21 protein-coding genes are annotated in these 24,183 nt (G+C 66.1%); 13 read left to right on the forward strand and 8 right to left on the reverse strand.

Annotated elements, in window-relative coordinates:
* Nucleotides 1–102 precede the first annotated feature (102 nt).
* A complete protein-coding gene (locus RUU78_RS07135; RefSeq protein WP_313915062.1) occupies nt 103–2,838 on the forward strand; it encodes a site-2 protease family protein in 2,736 nt (911 codons plus the stop codon).
* 285 nt (nt 2,839–3,123) lie between these two features.
* On the opposite strand, the gene RUU78_RS07140 is transcribed toward RUU78_RS07135, so the two are convergent.
* The gene (locus tag RUU78_RS07140; RefSeq protein WP_313915064.1) at nt 3,124–6,423 is read right to left on the reverse strand and encodes an amidohydrolase family protein; all 3,300 of its coding nucleotides are present in this window, start codon (nt 6,421–6,423) and stop codon (nt 3,124–3,126) included.
* Between the two features lie 233 nt (nt 6,424–6,656).
* Here RUU78_RS07140 and RUU78_RS07145 point away from each other — a divergent pair, with 233 nt between their 5' ends.
* The 4 genes from RUU78_RS07145 (at nt 6,657) to RUU78_RS07160 (ending at nt 9,075) form a co-directional block, all read left to right on the forward strand.
* A complete protein-coding gene (locus tag RUU78_RS07145; protein ID WP_313915066.1) occupies nt 6,657–7,007 on the forward strand; it encodes a hypothetical protein in 351 nt (116 codons plus the stop codon).
* Nucleotides 7,008–7,021: 14 nt separating this feature from the next.
* Nucleotides 7,022–7,561: a cysteine hydrolase family protein gene (locus RUU78_RS07150; protein ID WP_313915068.1), complete on the forward strand. Its 540-nt coding sequence runs from the start codon at nt 7,022–7,024 to the stop codon at nt 7,559–7,561.
* An 89-nt stretch (nt 7,562–7,650) separates the two neighbouring features.
* Nucleotides 7,651–8,253 carry a cold shock and DUF1294 domain-containing protein gene (locus tag RUU78_RS07155; RefSeq protein ID WP_313915071.1) on the forward strand — a complete coding sequence of 201 codons (603 nt, stop codon included), beginning with the start codon at nt 7,651–7,653 and terminating at the stop codon, nt 8,251–8,253.
* A gap of 126 nt (nt 8,254–8,379) precedes the next feature.
* Nucleotides 8,380–9,075 carry a hypothetical protein gene (locus RUU78_RS07160; protein ID WP_313915073.1) on the forward strand — a complete coding sequence of 232 codons (696 nt, stop codon included), beginning with the start codon at nt 8,380–8,382 and terminating at the stop codon, nt 9,073–9,075.
* Between the two features lie 63 nt (nt 9,076–9,138).
* On the opposite strand, the gene RUU78_RS07165 is transcribed toward RUU78_RS07160, so the two are convergent.
* Complete coding sequence (locus RUU78_RS07165; RefSeq protein ID WP_313915075.1) at nt 9,139–11,628, reverse strand: delta-60 repeat domain-containing protein; 2,490 nt, start codon at nt 11,626–11,628, stop codon at nt 9,139–9,141.
* 104 nt (nt 11,629–11,732) lie between these two features.
* Nucleotides 11,733–12,782, reverse strand: coding sequence for a hypothetical protein (locus RUU78_RS07170; RefSeq protein ID WP_313915076.1), 1,050 nt, complete (start codon nt 12,780–12,782; stop codon nt 11,733–11,735).
* A gap of 1,480 nt (nt 12,783–14,262) precedes the next feature.
* Here RUU78_RS07170 and RUU78_RS07175 point away from each other — a divergent pair.
* The 5 genes from RUU78_RS07175 to RUU78_RS07195 all read left to right on the forward strand — a co-directional run bounded on the left by RUU78_RS07175 (nt 14,263) and on the right by RUU78_RS07195 (nt 17,249).
* Complete coding sequence (locus tag RUU78_RS07175) at nt 14,263–14,613, forward strand: DUF2200 domain-containing protein (protein WP_313915077.1); 351 nt, start codon at nt 14,263–14,265, stop codon at nt 14,611–14,613.
* A gap of 175 nt (nt 14,614–14,788) precedes the next feature.
* Nucleotides 14,789–15,343 (forward strand): hypothetical protein, encoded by a 555-nt coding sequence (locus tag RUU78_RS07180; RefSeq protein WP_313915079.1) that lies wholly within the window; start codon nt 14,789–14,791, stop codon nt 15,341–15,343.
* 5 nt (nt 15,344–15,348) lie between these two features.
* Nucleotides 15,349–15,765 carry a hypothetical protein gene (locus RUU78_RS07185; RefSeq protein WP_313915080.1) on the forward strand — a complete coding sequence of 139 codons (417 nt, stop codon included), beginning with the start codon at nt 15,349–15,351 and terminating at the stop codon, nt 15,763–15,765.
* Between the two features lie 411 nt (nt 15,766–16,176).
* Complete coding sequence (locus RUU78_RS07190) at nt 16,177–16,818, forward strand: DUF3011 domain-containing protein (protein WP_313915082.1); 642 nt, start codon at nt 16,177–16,179, stop codon at nt 16,816–16,818.
* 38 nt (nt 16,819–16,856) lie between these two features.
* Nucleotides 16,857–17,249, forward strand: a complete 393-nt coding sequence (locus RUU78_RS07195; RefSeq protein ID WP_313915084.1) for a hypothetical protein — start codon at nt 16,857–16,859, stop codon at nt 17,247–17,249.
* Between the two features lie 111 nt (nt 17,250–17,360).
* Here RUU78_RS07195 and RUU78_RS07200 read toward each other — a convergent pair whose 3' ends face one another.
* Nucleotides 17,361–18,815, reverse strand: a complete 1,455-nt coding sequence (locus tag RUU78_RS07200; protein WP_313915086.1) for a Ca2+-dependent phosphoinositide-specific phospholipase C — start codon at nt 18,813–18,815, stop codon at nt 17,361–17,363.
* Between the two features lie 222 nt (nt 18,816–19,037).
* Between RUU78_RS07200 and RUU78_RS07205 the strand changes: the two genes are divergently transcribed.
* Nucleotides 19,038–20,111 carry an MliC family protein gene (locus RUU78_RS07205; RefSeq protein WP_313915087.1) on the forward strand — a complete coding sequence of 358 codons (1,074 nt, stop codon included), beginning with the start codon at nt 19,038–19,040 and terminating at the stop codon, nt 20,109–20,111.
* A gap of 232 nt (nt 20,112–20,343) precedes the next feature.
* Here RUU78_RS07205 and RUU78_RS07210 read toward each other — a convergent pair whose 3' ends face one another.
* Entirely contained in the window at nt 20,344–20,928 is a 585-nt protein-coding gene (locus RUU78_RS07210) for a hypothetical protein (RefSeq protein ID WP_313915089.1), read from the reverse strand.
* 303 nt (nt 20,929–21,231) lie between these two features.
* Between RUU78_RS07210 and RUU78_RS07215 the strand changes: the two genes are divergently transcribed.
* On the forward strand, nt 21,232–21,786 hold the full coding sequence (locus RUU78_RS07215; RefSeq protein WP_313915091.1) for a nuclear transport factor 2 family protein: 555 nt from the start codon (nt 21,232–21,234) through the stop codon (nt 21,784–21,786).
* A 41-nt stretch (nt 21,787–21,827) separates the two neighbouring features.
* Here RUU78_RS07215 and RUU78_RS07220 read toward each other — a convergent pair whose 3' ends face one another.
* Nucleotides 21,828–22,223, reverse strand: coding sequence for a GFA family protein (locus tag RUU78_RS07220; RefSeq protein ID WP_313915093.1), 396 nt, complete (start codon nt 22,221–22,223; stop codon nt 21,828–21,830).
* 19 nt (nt 22,224–22,242) lie between these two features.
* Complete coding sequence (locus tag RUU78_RS07225; protein ID WP_313915095.1) at nt 22,243–22,647, reverse strand: hypothetical protein; 405 nt, start codon at nt 22,645–22,647, stop codon at nt 22,243–22,245.
* 568 nt (nt 22,648–23,215) lie between these two features.
* On the opposite strand from RUU78_RS07225, the gene RUU78_RS07230 reads away from it, so the two are divergent.
* Nucleotides 23,216–23,536 (forward strand): hypothetical protein, encoded by a 321-nt coding sequence (locus RUU78_RS07230; RefSeq protein WP_313915096.1) that lies wholly within the window; start codon nt 23,216–23,218, stop codon nt 23,534–23,536.
* Between the two features lie 169 nt (nt 23,537–23,705).
* On the opposite strand, the gene RUU78_RS07235 is transcribed toward RUU78_RS07230, so the two are convergent.
* The gene (locus tag RUU78_RS07235; protein WP_313915098.1) at nt 23,706–24,182 is read right to left on the reverse strand and encodes a GNAT family N-acetyltransferase; all 477 of its coding nucleotides are present in this window, start codon (nt 24,180–24,182) and stop codon (nt 23,706–23,708) included.
* Nucleotide 24,183: the final 1 nt, after the last annotated feature.

Consider the following 24,183-nt stretch of genomic DNA (forward strand, 5'->3'; position numbering starts at 1 on the left):
CGGCAGGTCGTGACCTGCCGGCTCGATGTCGTCGGATCACGAACGTGCACGATGGTGGGCGGAACCTGACAATAAGCGTCCTCTCCCCGCTGTAGCCCCCTCATGTTCGATATCGCAGCCCTGGTGCTGGCCGTGTTCCTTCTGCTGCAACTGCAGCGCGTACGCGCCTTGTTGTCGTTCGTGTTCGGGCCGCTGCGGGCGCGGCGCATCGCGCAGCCGCGCATTCCGGAAGCCATCGCCGACCTGCATGCGCAGGCCGCAGCAGAACTGGCCGCGCTGGGTTTCGAGGGGCCAGACTGGTTCCTGATCGACAGCCCCGACGGCGGCACGCTGGCCCAGCCGGCTGCCGTCTGGCGCCAGCCAGAGCAGGGCGACACGCTGTGGCTATTTGCACCGCCGGCACCGCATTTTGCCAACCGCCTGCTCAGCGTGTTCATTCGCCGTCTTGCCGACGGCCGCCACTGCGTGAGCGAAGCCTTCGACTGCTACGCGCAGATCGGTGCGAACGAGCAGGTGCTCGCGCAGACCATCGGCGGCGCGGACTTCGCCGCGCAATGGCTGTTGCACAAGGACTGGTGCGCGCGTCAGGGCACAACCGATCTGGCGGGCACCGACGACGCGTCAGTGGACTGGCAGGCGTCGGGTCTGCATGAGCAGCGCCTGACCTCGCTGCAGCAGCGCGGCAAGGTCTACCGCGACAGCCAGGGATTGCTGCGGCCGCGGCCGGGTTTTGCCTGGCAAATGTATACGGCGCTGTGGCGCCAGCCCAAGCCGCCGGCGAATACGCAGCCGGTGCCGCCGGCGCGGCTAGCCTGGCTGGCCCAGGTCGCCCTGCGCCAGACCCAGCGTCCGGTGCCGCGGCGCGTGCAGGCCGGGCTGTTCGCCTTCAGCGTCGCGCTGTTTCTGCTGCTCGGCGGCTGGTTCTGGGGACTGCGCTTCGCCGCGATCCTGTTCGTCGTCGTCGCGATCCACGAATTCGGCCACTACCTCGCGATGCGCCTGTCGGGTTATCGCAACGTGCAGATGCTCGCGCTGCCGCTGGTCGGCGGCGTGACCATCGGCCACGAAGCCACGCCGGATGCGGCGCGCCGTGCGTGGATGAGTCTCATGGGACCGCTGCCCGGTATCGTCATCGGCTGGGCGCTCGCGATCTACGTGCTCATGAATGGCGCGATCGGCGGCCTTGCCTACGAGGCCGCGCTGGTCTTCCTGTTCGTCAATTACCTCAACGTGCTGCCGGTGCCGCCGCTGGACGGCGCGCATGTCGTACAGGAACTGCTGCCGGTGGGTTCGGCGCGCCTGAGCGCGGTCTTCATCGCAACCGCGAGCCTGGTCGGCGCGGCGCTCGCGTTCTGGCTCGGCTTCACGCTGCTGGCCGTCATTGCGCTGCTGCAGCTACCGGGCGTGCGCAACCGCTGGCAGCTCGGTGGCGTGCTGCGGGCCTTGCGCAACGATCCGGAAATGGATCGTTCGCGGCCCGCCGGTGCGCGCCAGCGGCGCGTTTTCGAAATCTTCGACCGCGTCGCCGGGCCGACGCCGCATGCGCCCGTGCGTCTGGCGCTCGGTGCCGAGGCGCTGCGCAGCCTCGACGTGAAACCCATGCGCTTGCTGCAGCGTGTACTCGTCGGTGGCACTTACCTGCTGCTGCTCGCCGGTCCGATCGCTGCGGCGGTGGTGTCGCTGAGCGTGTGGCGCTCGGGCGTGACGCTGGAGGCCGACGCGGGCGCGATGGTCGATCGCTACGAGCGCGACAGCGCGCGACTGGCGGCGCAGGCTGCTGCGATGGATGTGCGTGCATTGTTGAAGGAACTCCTGGCTCAGCAGCCGGAGATCGCGGAAGAGCCGGTCGCCGGTGCCGATGAAGCGGCATTCGCCGCAGTGCGTGAACGACTAGGCCAGCCGCTGCCGGCGGATCTCGCGGCGTTCTATCGTGCGGCGGACGGTGCCACGGCGCTGGGCCTGTATCCGCTGGCTCGGCTACAGCCGGCCTCCGCGGCCGCGGACCTCGATCTCGCGAGCTTTGCGTACGAGGGCACGATCGCTTTCCTGCGTCCCGGCACGACGCCGGACCACGTCACGCTGACGCCGGCGCAACTCGGTACGTTCCTGTTGCTGGGCCACGACCGCGACCTCGCGACCGTCGCGCTGTACGACACGGCCGAACCGCCGCTGCATGCGGGTCTGCGCTACTACTGGCTCGACAGCGAAGGTGAGGCCCAGGCCCAGCCCGACCTGCCGTCCTGGCTGCGCGAGCGCTGGTCAGGTGTTCAGCTGATGACCGAACGGCTACGCCGTTTCGAAGCGGCACAGAAAAGCGAAGAGGCCGCGCTCGCCGCCTGGACGCCGCTGCAGCTGCTCGATGCGATCGAGCGTCCGGCCTGGTGGATCGGCCTGATCAGCCCCGGCATGAAGTGGCGCGGCGCGGCCGACGAAGCGCAGATCGGCGCCGTCGCGACGCGCTTCGGTGCGCCGCTGCCCGAAGACGTGGCCGAGGTCTACCGCCAGCACGACGGCATGCCGGTGCTGCAGATGCTGCCGCTCGAGCAGTGGCAGGCGGTCACGGCGCTGAAGCCGGATATTGCGGACGCATTGCGCGCGCGTCACGCGGCGCTGCGCGCCGGCACCGCGTCGGTCGATGTCGATGCCTGCGTCGTGATCGCCGGCTACCACGACGACGCGCAACTGCGCACAGCGAGCCTGCTGTGGTGCCCGCGCAATGTGCCGGAGCAGCGCTACCTCGATCTCGTGCACGGTCGCGAATGGCGGGCCTTTGTCGACCTGCTGCGCTTCGATGTGGCGCGGACGCGCGCGGCGCAGCGCGACCAGGCGGGTCCGTAGGGTTCGGGTTCCGCTCAACCGTGCTGTCGGCTCTGCGCAGGCCCGCGGCCAGAGCGCGCTACGGCAATGTGCGGCAGACCTGCAGCGCGTCACCGGTGGACTGGCGTCCCACCCGCTGGTGGAAAAATCCGGTGCACCGGCCTCTGCGCTGGCGCGGTCGTCGCGGGCCTGAAAAGGGGCAGCCCCGCGCAAGGTGCGCGGGGCTGCCGGGAGATCACACTCACTGATCGCAGACCTGTCGTCTGCTCCCCTGTTGCGAATGCGGCGAGGGGAGCCGTGCTGCCCTCAGTCCTCGCCGTGGTCGTGTCCCGGCCCCGACTTCGGGCAATGGCAAGGCATGGTCGGGCCGTATTCGGTGCCGAAGGTGCGGCCGTCGCGGTGGCGCTGCCAGTAGAACGTCGGTGCCGGTCGCGACTTGCCGCCGACTTCGGCCATGTCCGCGTCGACGTCGAACAGGCGGCCGTTGACCATGACGTAGCGCGTGTCGATGGTTGCGCGGATGTTGTCCAGCGGATTGGTATTGAGCACGACGAGGTCGGCGCGCTTGCCCGGTACGAGCGAGCCGATCTGCTTGGAAAGACCCAGCAGGTCGGCGCCGTCGATGGTCGCCGCGCGCAGCGCCTCGTGGTTGCTGAACCCGCCCTGGGTCAGCATCCAGATTTCCCAATTGGGAGAAAGTCCCTGCAGCTGGCCGTGGCCGCCGATCTGGATGCGGATGCCGTTGTCGCGCAGGTTCTTGGCGGCCTTGGCCACGTCGATGTGGTAGTAGTCCCAGTCCGGCGCGGTCTCGCGGCGGATCGAGCGCGCATCCAGCGTCTCGCGCGGGAAGAAGCGCGCGAGCTTCTTGTCTTCCCAGACGTTGTCGCGCGCATACCACCAGTATTCACCCGACAGGCCGCCGTAGCTCACGACGAGCGTCGGCGTGTTGCGCACGTCGGTCTCCTTCCAGAGATTGACGACGTCCTTGTACAACGGCGCGACGGGGATGTTGTGCTCGATGCTGGTTACCCCGTCGATGATCATCGGGATGTTGAAGTTGAACGTCGAGCCGCCTTCCTCGACCACGAGCATGCCCAGTTCGCGCGCGGCCTGATTGATCTGCTGGTGCTGTTCGCGGCGCGGCTGGTTGTAGCTCTTCACGCTGAACGCGCCGTTGGCCTTCATGCGCTTGAGGTGCGCGCGCGCGTCGTCGAGCGAATTGACCACGGCTTTGAAATCGCCGTCGGCGCCGTAGAGGATGGTGCCGGTCGAGAACACGCGCGGGCCGACCAGGTCGCCGGCCTTGACCAGTTCGGCCTGCGAGAACACGGTTTCCGTCGTCGCCGACGGGTCGTGCATCGTCGTCACGCCGAACGCGAGGTTGGTGTAATAGGCCCAGTTCTGCTGCGGCACCACGCCGGAATTGAAGTGGCTCGCGTGGGCGTGCGCGTCGATATAGCCGGGCACGATGGTCTTGCCGGTCGCGTCGATGACGCGTGCGTTGTCCGGCACGGCGACGTTCTTGCCGAGTGCCTTGATGCTGTCGCCCTCGACGACGAGCGTGCCGTCCTCGATGACTTCCTCGCCGTTCATCGTGACCAGGCGCGCATGCGTGAACGCGACGACGTCGGCCGGAGCGTCGACCGGCAGACGCAGGCCGACCTCCACACCCTTGAGCGCGGCAGGCTTGGGTAGCTCGCTAGGCGCGCCAGGCACGAACGCGAACGCATCCTTGAGTTCGCGCGTGAAGTATTCGTTGCCGACCAACCAGTGCAGGCTGCCGCTGTCGTTGCCCCAGTGCAGATAGGAGCCGACGTAGTCGGACACCTTGCTGACCGGGATCGCGGTCGTGTCCTTGTTGAGTTCTATCATCTTGCCGGTCTGCGGCATCGGCGCGACGTAGGCGTTGAACAGTTCCGTGAAGGCGACCCACTTGCCGTCCGGGCTGACCGAGACGAAGTCCGTGTACTTCAGGTCGAACACGTCGCGCGGCTCCTCGCCGCCGATGCCGATGCTCTGCAACTTCTTCTTCAGGCCGCCGCCGGTCAGGAAATAGACACGCTGGCCGTCGGCGCTGAACTGCGGCTCGACACCGTCGTGGCTCAGGCGCTTGGGCACGCCGCCGCTGGTCGGCATGACATAGATGCCGCCTTCGCCGGCGTTGAGCGAGCCGGTCATCGAGCTGCCGGCCTGCTTGGACCAGGTCACGTAGCGGCCGTCGCGCGAATAGCGCGGCGAGTAGTAGAAGCCCGGTGCGGTGCTGAGCACGCGGTCGCCGCCGCCGGCCAGGTCGCGCTCGACGATGGCGCCCTGCTTTTCGTCCGACCAGGTCGTGTAGACCAGCTTGCGGCCGTCGGCGCTGAAGCTCGGCTGGTATTCGAAGCTGCCGTCGTTCTTGCCGAGGCGCTGCGGCGTGCCGCCGGGCAGCGACTTGGTCCACAGATGGCCGACTGCGTGGAATACGAGCGTCTTGCCGTCGGGACTGGTCGCTGCGTCGCGGATCATCTTCGGCGCGAAGCTGCCTTTGTCCAGCGTCTGCTCGAAACGCAGCGGCGCGGCGACGGTCTGGTCCACGTCGGCGCTGAACGCGATGGCTTCGGGCTTGCCGCTGGCTGCGTCGACGCGCCAGAGCTTGCCCTTGGCCCAGATCACGAGGCTCCTGGAGTCTGGTGTCCAGGCGAAATTCGCGTACGGGCCGAATACAGCCCAGGCTTCCTGCAGGTCATGCGACAGGCCGTCCCACAGCGGCTTGACGTTGCCGTCGGCGAGCGTCAGCAGGTGCAGCACGCTCTTGTCGCGCACGCGCTTGACGAAGGCCAGCGACTTGCCGTCGGGCGAGGGCTGCGGTCGTACCGCGCCGCCCGGCGTGGAGACGAGGTCGACGATCTCGCCGCTCTCGCGGTCCAGACGCTTGATCGCGTAGATCGTGTCATGCGCGTTCTTGTTGTACTGGAACGACGGCCCCTGCGTGACGTCTTCGGAAAAATACACATAGCGACCGTCCGGGCTCACCGCGGGCTCGCCCTGGTCCTGCTGGTCGTTCTTCTGCTTGGTCAGCTGCAGGCCGCCGCCACCGGACTTGTGGTACAGCCACAGCTCGCCCGCGCCGAGCGAGCGCTGGCCGGTGAAGTGCTTGCGTCCGACCAGGTATTCGCCGTCCGGCGTCCACGCGGGATTGTTCAGGAGACGGAAGTCCTCTTTGCTGACTTGCACCGGCTTGCTGCCGTCGGTGCGCATACGCCAGAGGTTGTTGCCGCCGGCGCGATCGGACGTGAACGCGACCTCGCGGCCATCCGGCGAGAAGCGTGGCTGCACGTCCCAGGCCGCGCCGCTGCTGATGCGCTTGGCCTTGCCGCCGTCGATGGGCAGCAGGTAGAGGTCGCCGAGCAGGCTGAACACGATCTGCTTGCCGTCGCGGCTGACGTCCAGATCCATCCAGGTGCCTTCGTCGGTGGTGAACTTCACCGACTTGGTCTGGCCGTGGGCGGCGTTGACGTCCCACTTCACTTCCTTCTTGTCAGCCTTGTCGGCCTTCTTGTCGGCGGCGAAGCCGGGCAGGGCGAGCAACAGGCCCAGGGCGAGGGCCAGCGGATGGCGCAGCAGCATGAGTATCTCCCCGTGGTAAGACCTCCATGCTAGGCGAGATCGCGCCACGCCGGCCTGGGCATAAAGTCCCGGTAGGCAATCCTTCGCGCCTCCACATCGGGCTGCCGTTTCCAGAAACCGCGGCGCCGCAACACCGGTGCTGTGCTGCGGCACGCCTCCACGCCGTCGCCACGAACGATCGCGCTAGACTGCCTGCCACCGCGGAGCCCGCCTCCGCCGCCAAGGAGAATCCGATGGCCGCAGCGCAACGTTTCTTCATCACGATCGGCGACCTGTCCCAGGCGCGCGGCGAATATGCCCAGCTCTCGTTCGATGGCATCAGCCCCGACAGCTTCGCCAGCACCCTGCAGGCGGCCCTGCGCGAACCGTCGCTCTGGCAGCGCTGGAAAGCGCTGCAGCCCGACCCCGATGCGGTCGATCCCACTCTCGGCGCCAACGACCCCAATGCGAGCGTCACGGCAAAACAGTCCGATCTGCATACCGACCTCGAAGTCGTCACCAACCTGCCGCATGCCATCGTCAAGCATCGCCTGAACCTGCTTGCTGGGCGGGTCTGGAAGCTGCACGACGTGAAGTTGGCCTAGGCGCGGCGACTATCATGAATACCGCTCTGCTCATCATCGATGTCCAGCACGCGCTATGTCGCGGCGAAGAAGCCGCGTTCGACGTCGACCGCGTCGTAGAACGCATCAACACGGTCAGCGCCGCGGCACGCGCTGCGGGCGCGCCGGTCGTGCTGATCCAGCACGAGGAAGACGAAGGTCCGTTCCGGTTCGGTAGCGAGGGTTGGCAGCTGTTCGGCGACCTCGCAACGCAGCCCGGCGACCTTGCGCTGCGCAAGCGGGCCACTGACTCGTTCCACGAGACCGGACTGCAGGCACTGCTGCAGCAGCGCGGCATCACGCGCCTGGTCGTCTGCGGCCTGCAGAGCGATTTCTGCGTCGACTCCACGATCCGCCGCGCGCTCGCGCTGGGCTACGAGGTGACGCTCGTCGCGGATGGACATTCGACGCTCGACAACGCCGCGCTCAGCGCCGCGCAGATCTCGGCCCACCACACCGCGACGCTCGCGAACATCACGAGCTTCGGAAGACGCGTGACGCCCGTTGCGGCAGCGGACGTGCGCTTCGGGGCGTGAGCCCCGGCGCCGAGTACGGCCTGCAACCCTGCCCTCGATGATGCCGGGCGTGCGAACATCGCGCGCAGCCGCACAGCACGGATCGTCCGATGCGCGTCACGGGAACCTTGAAAAAGTGGAATGATGAGCGCGGTTTCGGTTTTCTCGAAACCGATGAGACGGGCGTGGAGGTGTTTGTCCACGTCAAGTCGTTCGCGCCGCGCGGAGCAAGGCCGCAGATCGGCGAGACCTTCTTCTTCGACATAGCCCCGGGGCCGGCCGGCAAGCGCCGGGCGACAAACGTCGAGCGGGTGCAGGTCGCCAGGGCGCGGATGGCCGTAAGACGCGAATCGCCGCGCCGTCGCGTCAGTCCTGCGCTGCTCGCGATTCCCGCGTTCGTTTTCGTTTACGGCATTGCCTCCCACCTGTGGAAGCCACCAGGATGGATTGCGCTGGTCTATCTGATCGCCAGTGTAGTGACGTTTCTGGTGTATGCGCTCGACAAGCGCGCCGCGCGGCTCGGGCGATGGCGCGTCGAGGAGGGCACGCTGCATGCGTTTGCACTGGCCGGCGGCTGGCCCGGTGCGCTGCTCGCGCAGCAGTTCCTGCGCCACAAGTCGGCCAAAGTCCAGTTCCTCATCGTGTTCTGGATAACGGCACTTCTGAACACAGCCGGTTTCGTGGTGCTGTGCCACTGGCTGGCACAGCGATGACGGGTTGCGCGTGAACGGTAAGAACCGACTGCAGTGAGATATCGCGTGCCCTGAGGGCAGTACGGAGCACACCAATCCCTCTGGCCTGCGCGACCGGCGTCGGCACTCATCCTCAACGAGAGTCACATGCTGCGAAAAATCCTTGCTGCCATTGGTCTGGGCGTTGCGGCCAGCTCCGCCGCTGCCGCCGCGCCACCGTATTCGCCGTATGAGAATCCGGCGATGAACGAGATTTACAACCTCCTGTTCTGCGACGATCCCGCGGCCTACGCGGCAAAACCCGGACAGACGCCGGCAACCTGGCAGGCGACCCTCGCATCCGACGACGTGGCCGCGCTGCGGTCGCTCGCGAGCGACACGGCACAGGAAGGACGTGTGCGCTATCTCGCATTCTCGCGGCTGCGCGCGATCGGCCAGACGGTGACGCCGAAGATCCTGCTCGGGGTAATCGTCGAGGTCGCGTTCGATGGTGGCCTGGATGCGCTGGCCGCGTTCCAGGAAGGCGGCGTGCGCTATATCAACCAGAGCGGCAAGCTGGTCGTGATCGATGGTGTGGCCAGTTTCGTGCCGCGGGTGCGGCACCTGTTCGCAACCGCCCAGCCGCTCGTCGATCGCCTCGGTCCGGCTGTTGAGGCGCGCAGGGCGCCACCGAAGGCGGGCGACGTACGCCTGACTTTCCTCGTCTCCGACGGACCGTACTTCGGCCAGGCACCCGCCGACGTGATGCACGACGATGCGGCGGCCGGTCCAGTCATGCTCAGCGCAACGCAACTGATGGTCGCCGTGGTGGTTGCGGGGACCGCTCCGGACCCGGCGGAATAGCGATGGAGTGAGTCGATCCCGCAATCTCCGCGTTCCGCGGAGCGATCAGCGTGCGGTGCGCTGCTATTCGTTGTCGTCGGCAAAGATCCCGTCGACGTGTGCCAGATGGAACTGCCGCACGCGCAGGTCGATGCCGCTGCTGGAACTGTCGCCGGACGAGGCGACCCCGCCGCGCACGCGCAGGTAGAAGGTCTGCGCCAGCGGCGGTACGTAGTCGCGGTAGATCCAGTCCGCACCGCTGTGGCGCATGGTGCCGAGTACCGAATACGTGCTGCCGGCCAACGAGAACGCGACGTCGGGCGGCGCGCCCAGTTCCGGCGCGGCTCCGGCGCGGCGCCAGCGGATCAGCGCCGGGCCATTGGTATACGCGATCGCTTCGATGGACTGCAGCAGTGCCTGCGGCTGGTTGAGGCGCGTGAAGTTGTCGTGGTCGTCGCTGCCGCCGAGATCTCTGAAGTAGCCGCTGCCATGGATCTTGCCGTCGTTGGCGACAGCGAGCTTGCCGATCAGCATCGGGCTCGTGATCGTCGACGTGGGAATGGTCCAGCCCGGGTCGGCGGTGCCGTCGGCGTTGAGCCGCGTGAGCAAGGTCCCGTTGCTGACGCCAACGAGCAGCTTGCCGTCGGCCTGCAGCACGAGCGACCGTGCGCTGTTGAGGAGATTGGGGTTGTAGTCCGTATCCACCGTGCCGTCAGAGTTGAGCCGCGCGATGCCGGCGCGCGAGAAGCCGCCAGTCACGGTGAACAGGCCGGCCATGAGGATGCGGCCGTCGGGCTGCAGCGCGATCGCGGTGACCGCGTTGTTGGCACCCGGGTGGAAATCCGCGTCGATGCTGCCGTCGGGCAGCAGCCGCGCAATCTCGGAGCGGGTCGCGCCGGCAATGGTGCTGAAGTCGCCGATGACGAGGATCTTGCCGTCGGGCTGCACCAGCACCCCGCGCACGAAGCCATTGGCATTTGGGTTGAAGCCCGTGTCGACGCTGCCGTTGGCGTTGATCCGCGCGATGTTGTTGCGTGCTCTGCCGCCGACGAAGCCGAAGTTGCCGCCGATCACGAAGCGGCCGTCGGCCTGGCGCGCAATCGCGAGTACCGTGCCGCTGGCGTCCGGATCGAAGGTCGTGTCGACGTCGCCGTCCGCGTCGAGCCGCGCAATGCGGTTGCGCGCAGCGCCGTCGATCTGGGTGAAGCTGCCGCCGACCACGACGGACAGGTCCGGCTGCACGACGATTGCCGTGACCTGCGAATTCGGGCTCGGTGCGAACGTCGTGTCCACTGTTCCGTCGGGCCTGAGCCGCGCGAGCCGGTTGACGGCCTGGCCGCCGAGTGCTGTGAACGCGCCGCCGACCAGCAGGCGGCCATCGCCTTGCGCGGCCATCGGCGAGGGCGCCGCTTCAATGATGGTTGGAGCGCCGTTGAACGCGATCTCGACGGCGCCGTCCGCATGCAGCCGCGCGATGCGCCGGCGCGTCTGGTCGCTCACGCTGGTGAAGCTGCCTCCGATCACGATCTGTCCGTCGGCCTGCGGCGCGATCGCGAGGACGGTGCTCGTCGTACTGGCGGTGAAATCGGTGTCGATGCTGCCGCTGACATTGACGCGCGCGATGCGCGCATGCGGCTGCCCGCCTGCTGTCGTGAAGATGCCGCCGATCAGCGCCTTGCCGTCGGCCTGCAGCGCGATGCGGAGCACGCCGCCGTTGAGGGCCGGGCTGTAGGTCGTGTCGAGCGAGCCGTCTTCGTTGAGGCGCGCCAGATAGCTGCGCGCCTGGCCGGCCATCGTGGTGAAGTTGCCGCCGACCAGGAGCTTGCCGTCGTTCTGCAGCGTGAGCGCGCACTTGCAGACATCCGGATTCGGCGCATAGCCGGTATCCACGCTGCCGCCGGAGGTCAGGCGCACGAGACCGCTGCGCGCCTGGCCGTCGACCTGGGTGAACTCGCCGCTCAGAAGGGTCTTGCCGTCGGCCTGGAACGCGATGCCCTCGACGATGCCGTTCGCGGCCGGGTTGAACGACGCGAGCAGGCTGCCGCCGGTGTTGAGTTCGGCCACGTTGGAGCGCGGAAAGCCGTTGACGAGCGTGAACAGGCCGCCGATCACGAGCTGCCCATTCGGGCGCAGCGCCATCTCGTAGACCACGCCGTCGACCGTCGGCGCGTAGCCGGTGTCCACGCTACCATCGGGCATGAGCCGAGCGAGGCGGCTGCGCACGCTGCTGCCGACCTGATTGAAATTGCCGCCGATCAGAATGCGGCCGTCGGCCTGCACGGAGATCGCCTGCACGACACCATCGACGTCGATCGCGGTGAAGGCCGGATCGAGGCGTCCGTCCGCGGTGAGTCTTGCGAGCCGGTTGCGCACCGCGCCGCCGATCCCGGTGAACGAACCGCCGACGAGGATCTTTCCGTCCGCCTGCGTGACCAGCGCGGCGACGCCACCATTCGCATCCGGGTTGAACGGTGCGGCGGTCTGCGCGAACACCGGCGCAGCGACCACGAGGGCAAGAACGACCACGGTGCGCAGGCAGGCGCGACGATACGAAGCAGATAGGCGGGGAAGCATGCGGCAGTCTCCGGGTTTCGGAGAGTGCCCACGCGCAACCACGATGTACGGGGCCAGATCGGCCCGGCGAACCGGCGACTTGCGTCGCGGTCCGCGAAAAGCTGTCAGCTCGCCAGGCGCGGAAACACCGCCCCGAGTCGCGCCGGCAACGTGTGCAGCGGTGCGGGGTCGGACAGGACCGCGGGCCACGCGACCTTGGTGCCGATGTCGTCGCCGGCCTGGGCTGCCACGTCGGCGCCCGGCCGCGATGCGGGCGTCATCACCGCCGGTGCGCAGACCGGCCCCGGACGATTGCCATCGGCATCGTTGCTCGCGGTCGTGTCGGCAGTCACAGGGATCGGCGATGCCGCTGCAATCGCCGGTTCCGCTGCCGTGGGCTGCTGCGGATCCCGGATCGCTCGCACGGTTGCGTTCGCGTCACGCGTGCGCACGGGGCGGCCCGGCGCGACGCGCGCGAGCAGGTCGGAGATTTCGCCCGCCGGCAGCACGGCCAGCACGCGGGCGATGCTCGCGATATCACGGTGCTGCAGGAATACGCAGTCGTCGCGCTCGACTACGGCGCATGCGCCGAGGGCCAGCGAGATCGCGTGCAATGCGCTGCCGCGCTGCGCCCACCACAGCGCGCTGTGGGCGCGATAGGTCACGCCGAGTTCGAACAGCGGCCTGAGCAGCAGTTTCAGTGGCGAAAAACCGCGTCGATAGTGCGTGTCGAGGCCGATGTCATAGAACGCGAGCGTCGGCTGATCCTTGACCAGCGCCGACACGGCGTCCCAGTCAAGTTCGTCGAGCGCCGACAGGCCGGGCGCCTGGCGGAACCGGGCGACGGCGTCGCTGCCGGTCGTCACGCTTGCCCAGGCATAGCCGCCGACGGCGCCGGTGCCCGTAGCCAGCACCGCGACACAGGACTGCGGGCCGATCTCGCGCTTGAGACGCTCTCGCACATCGGCCGCCGTGGTCACGACGCGTCCGCCGCTACGGGCGCACAGCGTCTCGAGCAGCGTACATAGCGTTTCGGCATAGCCGCGGTGGTCGAGCGCGGCGAAATTCGTGAACAGATTGACCGAGCGCGAGACGTCCTGCGGGACGGCCTTGCGCAGGCGCCACGCCTGCCACCGCCAGAACAGCCGCGTCCGGTAGTTCGAACGAGTACCCATGACTATTGAATGCATACGAATCGCGACCCCCTGAGGTCATGAACTGAGCGCATGGTCCGCGCGTGCAGCCACAGAAGCGAGTCAACAATTGTGCCGAAAGTGGATGTTTACAAAGCGATACGATCTTGCGGGCAAAGCGACCTGGGCGTGAGGAGTATCGCCCTCGCGCCTGAGGAAGACCCGCGGCTCGCGGCTGGCGAACGCGGCCGGTGACTTGCCGTCCGACACCGACGTAGACGGATAGCGAGCCTGGCGCTGCCGTCGACATGCGCCAGTAAACGCTGTACCTCCTCGCGCGACAGTACCGTCGGCACGCGCACCGTCTGCCTGGCGCGGATCAGGTCGTCCAGCCACGGCGGCTTGATGCCCGGCACCCGCCGGTAGAGGAACAACAACGCCGCCAGCGCTTGGTTCTGCGTGTCCGCCGAAACGCGGCGCTCGACAGCAAGCCGTGAGAGAAAGCGGCTCACCGCCTCCGCGCCCAGTTCGCACGGGTGGTTTGGCTGGTTGTCCGCGATGAACCGCCGGATCCAGCCAGGTAGGCCTGCTCGGTACGCAGACTGTAATCGTTCGTTCGCAGCACCCGGCGCAGTTCCGAGAGAAGTCCCGGCTTGCGCGTGGCGTCCGCCTCACCCGTTACACCTTCATCCTGCCGTACGTAAGTCATACGCCCCCGCATTGCCGAAGTAACGGCGGTAGCGTGGACGAGCCCCGCGCAGGAGGGCATCAGAGAACGGCGCAGCTGTGCGTAGGAAAGTTCTTGAGATTTTCAGGCGATACTCGATCTACTACGCCCCGCGTTTGGGTGTGAATTGAAGCTAGCCTGCAGGAGCGTCGATGAGTCTCTGGTATTTAGTCGCACTCGGTGCAATCGTTCTTTGTAGCTGGAGGACTTCGGAGCTTTACACTCGTCGTTGCCGCTGCACAGAGCGTCACCTGAGTTGGCACGGTGCATTAGAATTCAATCTCACATTCTTCGCTCTCAACTTCCTTCTTCTGTGGTTTATCACAAGGGAAAGGGAAGGTGCTTGGTTCTCGGGCGCGCTAGGATGTGGCCTTTTGCTTATCTTAATGAGGCGATTCTGGCGCAATTGGGAAAAACCAGGCGCGCCTAACGAATAGGGATAGATCGCGCGCAGCCGCGATCTATCCCGGGTTGAACAAGCCCGGTCATGCCTGGTGATGTCATCATCCAACTATCCACTTTGGCGGCAGTCCGACCGGAATGGACAAGCCAGCTTTGCCCTGCAGTTTCAGTGCTCTAAGATGCTGCGCATACAGGGCGTCGAAACGGGACTGTTCCAATGCATCCAACGGCCTTCTCCTTCGTCGAACACCCGGCCTTGGGTGTGAAGGAAAAGGTGCACGTTTCGCCGCCCTGTTGCTGCTAGCGTTGTTCCTGCCGCGTAGCGGCTTGGTTCAACTCAGGCGTTAGGCCTCACGCAAGCCCCGCTTTCGCATCGCATCAGGAGAGGCGAAGATGGCAGAACATCGGATCTTCTCGACGCCCTTCGGGGCTGTGTATCCAATGTATGTACACAAGGCCGAGCGCAAGGGGCGAACGAAAGATGAGGTAAACCGCGTCATCTGTTGGCTGACTGGTTACGACCAGGCTGGCCTGCATCATCAGATCGAACGAAAGGCTGACTTCAAAGCCTTCTTCGCTCAAGCGCCAGCGATGAATCCAAACCGCGCACTCATCACGGGCGTTGTCTGCGGCATCCGCGTAGAGGAAGTAGAAGACCCCCTGATGCAGAAGATTCGCCAACTGGACAAACTCGTCGATGAACTCGCCAAAGGCAGGGCCATGGAGAAGGTGCTTCGACAGTGAGCCCCATAGTGATCGCTGAGGAGACGCCAGCTCAACGCACGATTTACGCTCTGGTAGCAAGCAGGCCCTCAGTGATGCCAAACCCTTCCGTCTAGCGGGCCCGATCCGGCCGGCTTCGCCGGCCTCCACGGTCCGGCCAAATCAAACGTCAGGACCAATGCGACAGGAATAATCCGTGCCACACGTTACGAAAGCGAATCTTGTAGGTGCGATCCGGCAGATCGAGAGAATGACCGTCCAGGACAAGCTGGAAATGGCAGACGCGATCTTTATAGAGCAGCCGAACCTTCTAGCTTCTGTTCTCTGTATGGCAAGAGCGGAGTACCCGCCAGAACACGTAGATGTTTTGCTGGATCTGCTGATGATCACTATCCGCGCCGTTTCGGATGCAGGGATTAGGCTTGAGGTCATTTCAGAAGAAGCCCAAGACAGAGAGCTTCGACGCCTCGTAGCGATGATCAACTTTTCACAGGAAGCTCGAGCAGGGCTCTTGAATGAATCTCTGTTGCAATTCCCCGCATTTGAAAAGGAGCCGTGGTTGGCTTCATACGTGCTTTCGTCGCTGCAAGAATCCGGGATTCTCTTTGCGGATCATGCGCTGTCTAAAAATCCAATAATGGTAGCGCTGAACATGGTGGCGTGCATTGCTACAGCGAAGGAGCGTGGCCTAACAACAGGTTCGAGGGACGTCCTCGCCCTCGGCGAGGCCGCTCCTGAATCTGGCCGTTAGGCCTCGTGAATCGAAGTCGTTGGTCACGCACTCTCGTCGGCATCATTGCCGCCATCGCGCCGGTAGCGGCCTGGCGCTACACCGCGGAAGAAGTGCGGATAGCAGGCGGCTGCGATCAGGTAGTTGAAGCCCTTGAACAGAGTCTCAGACCTGACCCATTCCTTTCGGCCAACGAGTCAGTCGAGAAAGGCGACCTCCGGTACCTTGGCGTGCACGGCTACACGATCTTCTATCCAGGTATTCAGCATCAATACTGTCTGCGAAAAGCTGACGAAGGCAAGGTCATTGAAGGAACCGGTGATCTTCAGTGTTCGGCCGAACACATGAAGTTGCAGCGACAAGCAGTTGAGTTTGCCGAGGCATACAACGCCGAGATCACCAGGAGCCGCGTCAGCCTTAAATTCGCGACTTGCACGAAATGAGGCCTAACCAATCTGTTCAAGCGGACACCGGTCCGCACCTGGCGTTGACCGGACGCCTTGGCGGCTGCGGGAGCCGCGTTGACTTCGCCGCGCCTTCCCGCGCTCGGCGCGCGTCGTGGCGGCAGGTGCCGTCATCGAGCTTGCGTTCGGCGTCGCGGCCATCGTGCAACATCGCAACGGGGTTCGCCCGAGCGAACAGGTTGGGCCGCTGCCGTCGCTGCCGCGGCGCAGGCGTCGAGGCGGAGACCGGCCAGGCGCGGCCGATCCCAACCGCCGCTGCGCATCGCCCTCGGGAAATGATAAAAACCGGACACAGCCGTGCGTGACGCGCGCGGCCATGCCGGACAGTTGCGCCGCACGGCGCGGCCGGCGCCGGCCGGGAGGATTCGGGTACTCATGGGGGAGTTGACGATGAAGGCTTATGAACGTTCCGCCGCGCTGGCCGTGGCGGCTGCGTTGTTTCTGGCGGTACCGGTCGCGTCCGCGCAGCGCGGCTGGGATCGGGACATCGAGGTGCGCTGCGAAAGCCATGGCTATGCCTACAACCTGTGCCAGGTCGACACCGGCCACGGCGGGCGCGTGGAGATCATCGAGCAGATTTCCGATACCGATTGCGTCGAAGGCCGCAGCTGGGGCTGGAACCGCGCCGGTGTCTGGGTCGACGACGGCTGCGCCGGCGTATTCCGCGTCGAGCGGCGTGGTGGCGGCGAGCGCCGCGATGATCGCCGCTACGACAATGGCGACGACGACTATCGTGATGATCGCCGCGACGATCGCGGCGGCGGTCACATCCGCGGCTACAACTCGGGCGGCCGCGACGACAGGCGCGATGACGACGATCACGGCCAGCGCATCGCGGTGCGTTGCGGCAGCCAGAATTTCAGCTATCGCCTGTGCGAAGTCGACACCGGCCGCGGCAGCGAGGTACGCCTGACGCGGCAGATCTCCGGTTCGCGCTGCATCGAGGATCGCACCTGGGGCTGGAACCGTGCCGGCATCTGGGTCGACGAAGGCTGCGAGGCCGAGTTCGTGATCGAGCGGCGCTGGCGCTGAGCCGCGAAACGCCATCGAAGGCGCCCTGCGGTCAGATCGTGACGACTGCCGCCGCGCGACCGTGCGGCGTGCGCCAGGCGGTGGATTCGCTGGCGATGGCCATCGCGTCCGTCGGCACGGGCGTCGGCCTGCTGGCGATCTACGTCATCGCGGCCAAGAGCGGCTTCGGCGCGCGCTTCGCACCGTTTGGCAACGACGTGTTGCAGTACGGCATCGAGTACTCCCTGCTCGCCGCCGCGTGCTGGGGATTCGTTGCGTGGCCGCGCCGGCGCAGGTTGTTCTGGGCCTGCGGCCTGTGCCTCGCGATGGCGGCTGCGGTGTTCGGCGCCTACTGGTCCGGCGTGGCTTGCGAATCGAAGAAAGCCCGGATGTGCTCGCCGCTCTATCCATTTCTGGAAGAGCGGCCCTCGATCCTGTTGCGGCAGCAATGAGGTCCATCGCCAGATGCTGGCGAGATCCGCGCGCGCCGATGCGATGCGCGTGTGCGCAAATAGCCAGTCGCCGGACGCGCGTTTCGCGCATCCGGCCGATTCCATCGATGCTCAGAAATCCGGCACCAGGCGCGGATCGAACTGCTCGTTGCTATTGCTGGCGCTGCAGCCCCAGAGCTGCAGCTGCACGCCATCGGCCGAACTGCCGCCGCTCACGTCCATGCACCAGTTCCAGTCGTTGTGGCGGTTGGCGAAAAGGCCTTCTGGCGAAATTTTCCATTTTTCCGATTCGCCGCCGTCGCACTTCCAGATGTTGAGCTTCGCACCTTCCTCGCCGTCGCCGCCCCTGACGTCGGCGCAGTATTCGGTGTCGCCCTTGGGCCGCAGCTGGCCCTCGGCGGTGTAGACGAAGCGCTGCGCGTCGGTGCTGTTGCAGGTGTACTGGATGAGCTTGGTGCCGTTGTCCCAGTCGCTGCCGTCTACGTCGACGCATTTGCCGAAGGTCGTGCGCAATTCGAAATAGCCCGGCAGGCTGCGGCGCTTGCCGACGAGCGGGATGCTCGACAGCCATGCGGGCCGGAATACCGTGGTAGCGGTCAGCGACTCGGTCACGTCCCAGCCGATCGCGCTCGCGCCGTGCGCGACCGAGATATAGCTCCAGGCGTAGTCGGTGCTCGTGAATGCGCCGGCGGCGCCCCACTGGTGCAGGATCTGGCGGTATTCGGCCGAACGGTTCAGCGTGTACTGATCGTGGCTACCGGCTTGCATGTTGGTGCAGAAGTACAGCGTGGAATCCGTCGCGCTGATGCCGTCGATGGTGCCGGAGATCTCGTCGGGGTCGCCGGCGTCGACGTCGGGACACAGGAACGACGCCGGTCCGGCCGGGCTTTCCGCGGCGAGCAGCGCGCGCGCGTCGTTCATGCGCGCGTTGACGTTGCCGTAGAAGCCGCCGGTGAAGGCGACGATGATCTTGCCCTTGAGGGCGGAGATCGTCGGCCAGCCCTTGGTCTTGAGGCCGGCGCGGTTGGCGTTGGGCGCGAGATGGGCGGCCAGGTCGCGGTAGCTGTACATGCGGCTGCCGAGATAGCCACGTACGAAATTGTCGAGCTTGGCGATCTCGTCGGGATTCCACGCAGCGGCAGGATTCGAGTTGGCCTTCATGTCGATGAACACGAGCAGCGGTACATCGATGGGATTGTCATCGAGCCAGCCGGTCAGGTCGTCGAGACAATCGCCGAGGCGATCGTCGGTCGCGGCGCTGCAGTTGCTGTTGCCGGGGTTCCAGCTGTGCGCGACGTACGGGCCTTTCGCGTTGAGCTCCCACTCGCCGTTGTCGATGACGTCGATCTCCACCGTGCGATAGCCCGCGTCGAGCCAGTTGGTCAGCTTGTTGCTGTGCAGGTAGGTATTGTGCGGCTGCGCGTAGTAGATCTGGTCGAAGCGGTCGGTGGATACCGGTGGCGTCGCGCGCAAGGGCAAGGCGGCGGTTGCGGTGAGGGCTGACAGCGCAAGACAGGTCGCGGACAGCGCGGCTGCAACGCGGGCATGCAGTGGTTTCGATGGCATGAACGGAATCTCCCTGGGATTCGCCGAACACTCTCGGCCATGTACGCATGTACATAATGCGCACAAGCGCCAAGTTCATCCGTCACCTATCACGCGGCAGGCAGGGGTGCGCCCGAGCGGCCACCGGCTGATCGCATCCGCTGCACGTTCTCTGCGCTAAGCTCCCGGCCTTCTGTCGTTGCTGTCCATCGTCGCCGTGTGCGACGTATCGGGAGACGCTTCATGATCGCGAAGTCGAAATGCGCCATTGCCGTAGTCCTTTTGCTGGCCTCGCTGACGGCGCATGCCGAGTTGCCGCCCGACGTGTCGAGCGATATCCAGCGGGAGTACGCCTCGGGCGACGATGCCGCGCCGACGCGCTACGTCGAGGCGCTTGCCGATCTCAACGGCGACGGCGAGAACGAAGTGCTGGTCCATGTCGTCGGCCCGGCGGCCTGTGGCAGCGGTGGCTGTCCCACCCTGATCTATACCCTGCTCGGCAGTGGCTACTGGCGCATGGCGACGATCGGTCTGACCAACCTGCCGATCCGCGCATCGGCCACGCGCACCCGGGGCTGGCGCAACCTCATCGTCACTGTCGGCGGCGGCGGTGCCGAAGCTGGCGAGGTCGAACTCGCGTTCGACGGCCGCGGCTATCCGAAGAATCCCACCGTGCGTGGCAGGTACGTGACCGCGAGTACCGGAGGCGGCGACATCGTGATCGCTGCGCGTGCGTCGTTCGACACGGCGGCCGTGCTGCCGACGGCGGCTACGGACGTGCCGGCGAAACGCGGCGCCGACAGCCCGTCCTTCGCCTGCGCCGAAGCCCGGCTACCGGCGGAAAAGACCGTCTGCGCGAGCCGTGAACTCGCCGCGATGGACCGGAAATTGAATGAGGCCTACAGCGACGCCATGCGCACCTGGGCGGCCGACGAGCAGACCCGCCAGCGTGCCGCGCAGAAGCAATGGCTCTCGCAGCGCAACGCCTGCAGCAAGGCAGAGGATGCGCCTCTATGCCTGCGCGACGCGTACCGGCGCCGCCAGATCGAATTGCAGATCCTGTCCGGCAAGCTGACGGCGCCAACGCAGAAGGGCTATCTGTGCAAAGGCCTCGAAGGGGTGCCGTTCACCGCGGCCTTCTATCCCACGGACCCGCCGGCTGCGGTGCTGACCCGCGGCGACCGCCAGGTCATCGCAGTGGCCACGCCCAGCGGCGACGGCACCCGCTATGTCGCCAAGGGCGTCGAGTTCTGGGAGGAGGAGGGTGGCGCCCGCGTGGAGTGGGACAAGTCGGAATTCGACTGTGTCGCGAAATGAGCAGGGACCGCGGGCACGCTGAGCGATAGCTCAACGAGCGCAGGTGCCGGGCTCGTGCGACTTCAGGCCATGCGCGCGCGGTCTCGATCGGACTTCGCGGCGTTGCCGGAGGCGGGCCTTGCGTTGCGGCCTGGTGGTGACGGAATCGGCCCAAGCGCGTCCGGACCGCGGGATTGCGTGTGCGGGTCATCTGCACGCGAGTCGCGGCACGCGGTAGTTTTGTCCCGGGTGATCAGTCCGATCTGGGCGACAGGAAAGTGCCGTCGGTTTCCTTCTCGCCCGGCGGCGTTGCCTCCCGGATTGCGGCGATCACCTCGTGTCCCGCCCGGAACAGCGCGGCGAGCCTGTGGTTTTTCCTGGTCAGCGCCGCGTCCGGCGCCGTGCCGACATGCACGCCAGCGAAGGTCAGGAAGAAGAAACGCGTTGAGCCCAACGGGGGCGGCTGCAGCGACGTCGCCGGTGCGCTGCGGTCCAGCGCGCGATCGCCCTGGTCGAGGAAGCGCTGGCTGGCGGCTTTCACGGCCGGCCAACTGCCAGCACCGATGATGCCGCCGCCCGTGCTGTAGTAAAGGCTGGTCGAGCCATCTGCCAACGCGACCAGGGTGTAGTGGCCGCCTTGCATGCTGGTTTCCATGAGCATGCCCCAGACCTCGTGCGGATAGTTCGCGCGCGTGAGGCCCAGGTCGGCTGCCGACAGCGCCAGTACCATGGCGCGCAGCTCGCGGCTCGCCGCGGCGGGGTCGGTCGGTGCAGCATCTTCCGCACTCGCCGGTGCGATGGCCAGCAGTGCCAGCAGCGCGGCAAAAATCCTGTTCATGGTGTCCGTTCCGGTGGAATTGGGTTTCGCGTGATCGGGCGTCGCGGACCCCGTCCCGCCGGATATCACTGCCCTGAGTGCCACCCGACTCTCAGCCGCGGCACCGGCGACGCACGGGCAGACCCCTAGATCCAAAGGTCGCCGCCGACGGCGGCGCTCGGCGTTAGTCATCCATCGTGTCGCCGCCGCATCGCACGCTGCAACCGAATCCCGGATCGCCGGATCTATTGCGTATCGGTCGCTGACGCGGCCATGGCGTCGCACCGTCCCTCTTCACTGCAACCCTCACCAAGGAATCGCCAGATGGCCCGTTTCAGCTTTTATCTCAGCATCTCGCTCGCCGTCGCCTTGGCCTGCGCGTCATCCGCCGCGCCGGCCGACCCCGCGAGCACCGCGCCCGACGCGGACGACGGCACCGCCGACGCCGTATTGACCCGCACCATCACCGCGCTCGACAAGCAGCTCTTCGACGCCTACAACGCTTGCGACCTCGACACCTTCACGCCGCTGTTCTCGTCCACCGTCGAGTTCTTCCACGACAAGGGCGGCGCAACTTTCGACCGCGACAGTGTCATCAAGGCCACGCGCGAGAACATCTGCCACAAGGTCCGCCGCGAACTGCTGCCGGCCACGCTGAAGATCTACCCGATCCACGACTACGGTGCGATCGAGGAGGGCGAACATATCTTCTGCCACGTCGCCACCGGTCAATGCGAAGGCAGCGCCCGCTTCCTCATGATCTGGAAGCGCGATGGCGAGCGCTGGCAGCTCACGCGCATCGTGAGCTATGGGCATCGGCCGTTGACGGAAAAGGAGAAGGCTGAGCTGGCACCGCGCAAGACGGCTGCCGTTCGTTGACGCATCGGCCTGCGCTGCTGCGCGTGTCCCGCGCAGTTGCCCTACTCGGGAAATCCCTCGAATTGCCGCGCATCCCCGCCGATGTGGTCCCACGGGGCTTTCGATCCGACGAACAGGTGCATCCCGATCGTGACACCGGGATCGCCGTCGATGGTGCCGAGGGTGACGCCGTGTACTTCGCCGTCGTGTGTGCCGCACAGGGTGGTACCGCAGGTGCGGCAGAAACACAGTCCCCAGCCCGGTGTGGACTCGTAGCCGCTGAGGTTGTCGGCGCCGCTTTTCCAGGCGAACGATCCGGGTTCGACTTCCGCGTACGCCGAGCCGGCGCCGCTGAAGGCCTTGCGGCAGCGTGAGCAGTGGCAACTGCGCGCGGCGCGCAAGGGTGCTGTGATGCAGTAGGTAACTTGTCCACAAAAACAACTTCCGGTCAGGGGCATTGCTTGCCTCCAGGGCTGGTCATGGTGTTCGTCGGCCCCGGCCGGCCGCGCTGGCTGCATGCTCGAAATACCGCCGCGTCTTCGCGCTGAGCAGCGCCCACAGGTTGATGACGATCTCGATCACGCCAGCCGCGACCTGCGCAATCAGCGGCGCGGTGGCCAGGTGTGCGTCGGCGGCGCTGCGGTAGATCTGGATGTTCTGGATCAGGATGCCGCCATAGAACAGCAGTGCGGCGGCAAGCATGAGGTAGCGCGCCCAGGGTTTTCCCATGAGCGCCAGCACGGACCAGGCGATGAGCAGGCCGGTCGACAGGGCGAATACCACGGTGTTGCCCACGCCTGTCCGGAATGCGTCGGGTATCTGGGGGGACAGCGAAAGGAATGCCACGGCTGCGAGGCTGAGCGTGCCGAGGATGATATTCATGAGGGCAGCGACCCAGAGACGCACGGGACGTCGAAGCGGCGGTTCGGTCATATTGGTTCCGGCCTGCAGGCATGGGTGGCGGGGGTGCGCGCGTGCCGGTCATGATGACGTGCGCCGACGGGCTATGCACTCTCCGTGTTGAGTCCGCTTGCAGGCGCCTGGCGTGTGCGGCGTACCGCATCGTTCGCGTTTGTTGCATGGCGTTGCGTGAGGTTTGCTCGTTGGCGTCGCCGGTATTGCAGCGCGCTGCCGGCGATGCCCGGGGCGGTGCCTTCCTGACCTTCCCGATCGACCGCGGCGTGGTCGTTCTTCAAGTCGCATGCTTTCTGAATGGGGCAGACACCGTCGTTTGCGCGGTTCCCATTCCGTAGGCGGCGCTCGAACGGCTCCGATCGTCGGCGATCGTCGCGGGCTTTTCGGGAACGCGAATAGCGTGCGGCGAGCGCTAGCGACGCGAAGGTAATGCGCACCTGAATAACCGCTTTGAGCGGTTGCGCACAGCCATTGCCGGGCGTATGTGCCAGCGCTACTCTCCGCTCGGCATTTCGCCAAACAGGGGAAACACTTCATGCGTAAGACTCTTTTCGCCGTCGCCGCGGCGCTTGCACTGTGCTCCACCATCGCTAGCGCGCGCGACGTCGGGTTCTCGGTCGTCAACAAGACCGGTAGCACGATGAAGGCGCTGTACGGCGGCCCGTCGTCGAGCGGCGAGTGGGGCAGCAACATCCTGCAGGGTACGATTCCCAACGGCGGCACGCTGGCCGTCACGATCGACGGTACGTCGACCTGCAAGTACGACTTCCGCTACGAAATCGCCGGTCATGAGCCGCTGGAAGAGTACGGCGTTGACATCTGCGCGATCGACGGTGAGGAATTCGTCATCGAGTAAGTTTCACCGCACGGTTGTAAACAAGACGCCCCGGCCTCGTGCCGGGGCGTTTCTTTGTACAGCTCGACCGTGGCGCGTCGATTCCACCGCAGCGTCGCGGCGACGAGCGGCGTGAGTCCGCGCACACCTGCTGAAGCTGTGCCCCCGCCGTCGGTCGGCCCAGGGCAATTCATGCGCGCGAAACGGATGGCATGTGCCTCAGTACCCGCGCAACGGCGGGGAACGCATCGTTACCCGCCATGCGTCCCTCGACACGGCGCAGCTGGCGAAAGCCTTCGTCGAGATACAGCCGCAGCGCGGCCTCGTTGCCTTCGAGCACTTCGACCGTCAGCGGTCCGGGCGCGCTGTTGACCGCATGCCGTACGAGCGCGCGGCCGATGCCGCGGCGATAGCAGGCGGGATCGACGTAGAGCCAGGCGAGCTCGTCGTCGCTGAAAGCGACGAAACCATCGACGCGGCCATCGGCCTCGGCGACGCACACTGTGTAGTCGAACAGCCCTTCGTTTTCCGCGGCCTGGGTCAGCGGCAGGAACGCGGCGACGCCGGCGCTCTGGCGCAACTCGTCCAGCCGCGCGGCATCGTGGATGACGCAGAGCCGACCCCAGTCGGTGTCGCGGTAGGGACGCACGAGCAGGTTGGTGGGCATG

The sequence above is a fragment of the Tahibacter sp. genome (assembly GCF_032229445.1).
GTDB lineage: Bacteria > Pseudomonadota > Gammaproteobacteria > Xanthomonadales > Rhodanobacteraceae > Tahibacter.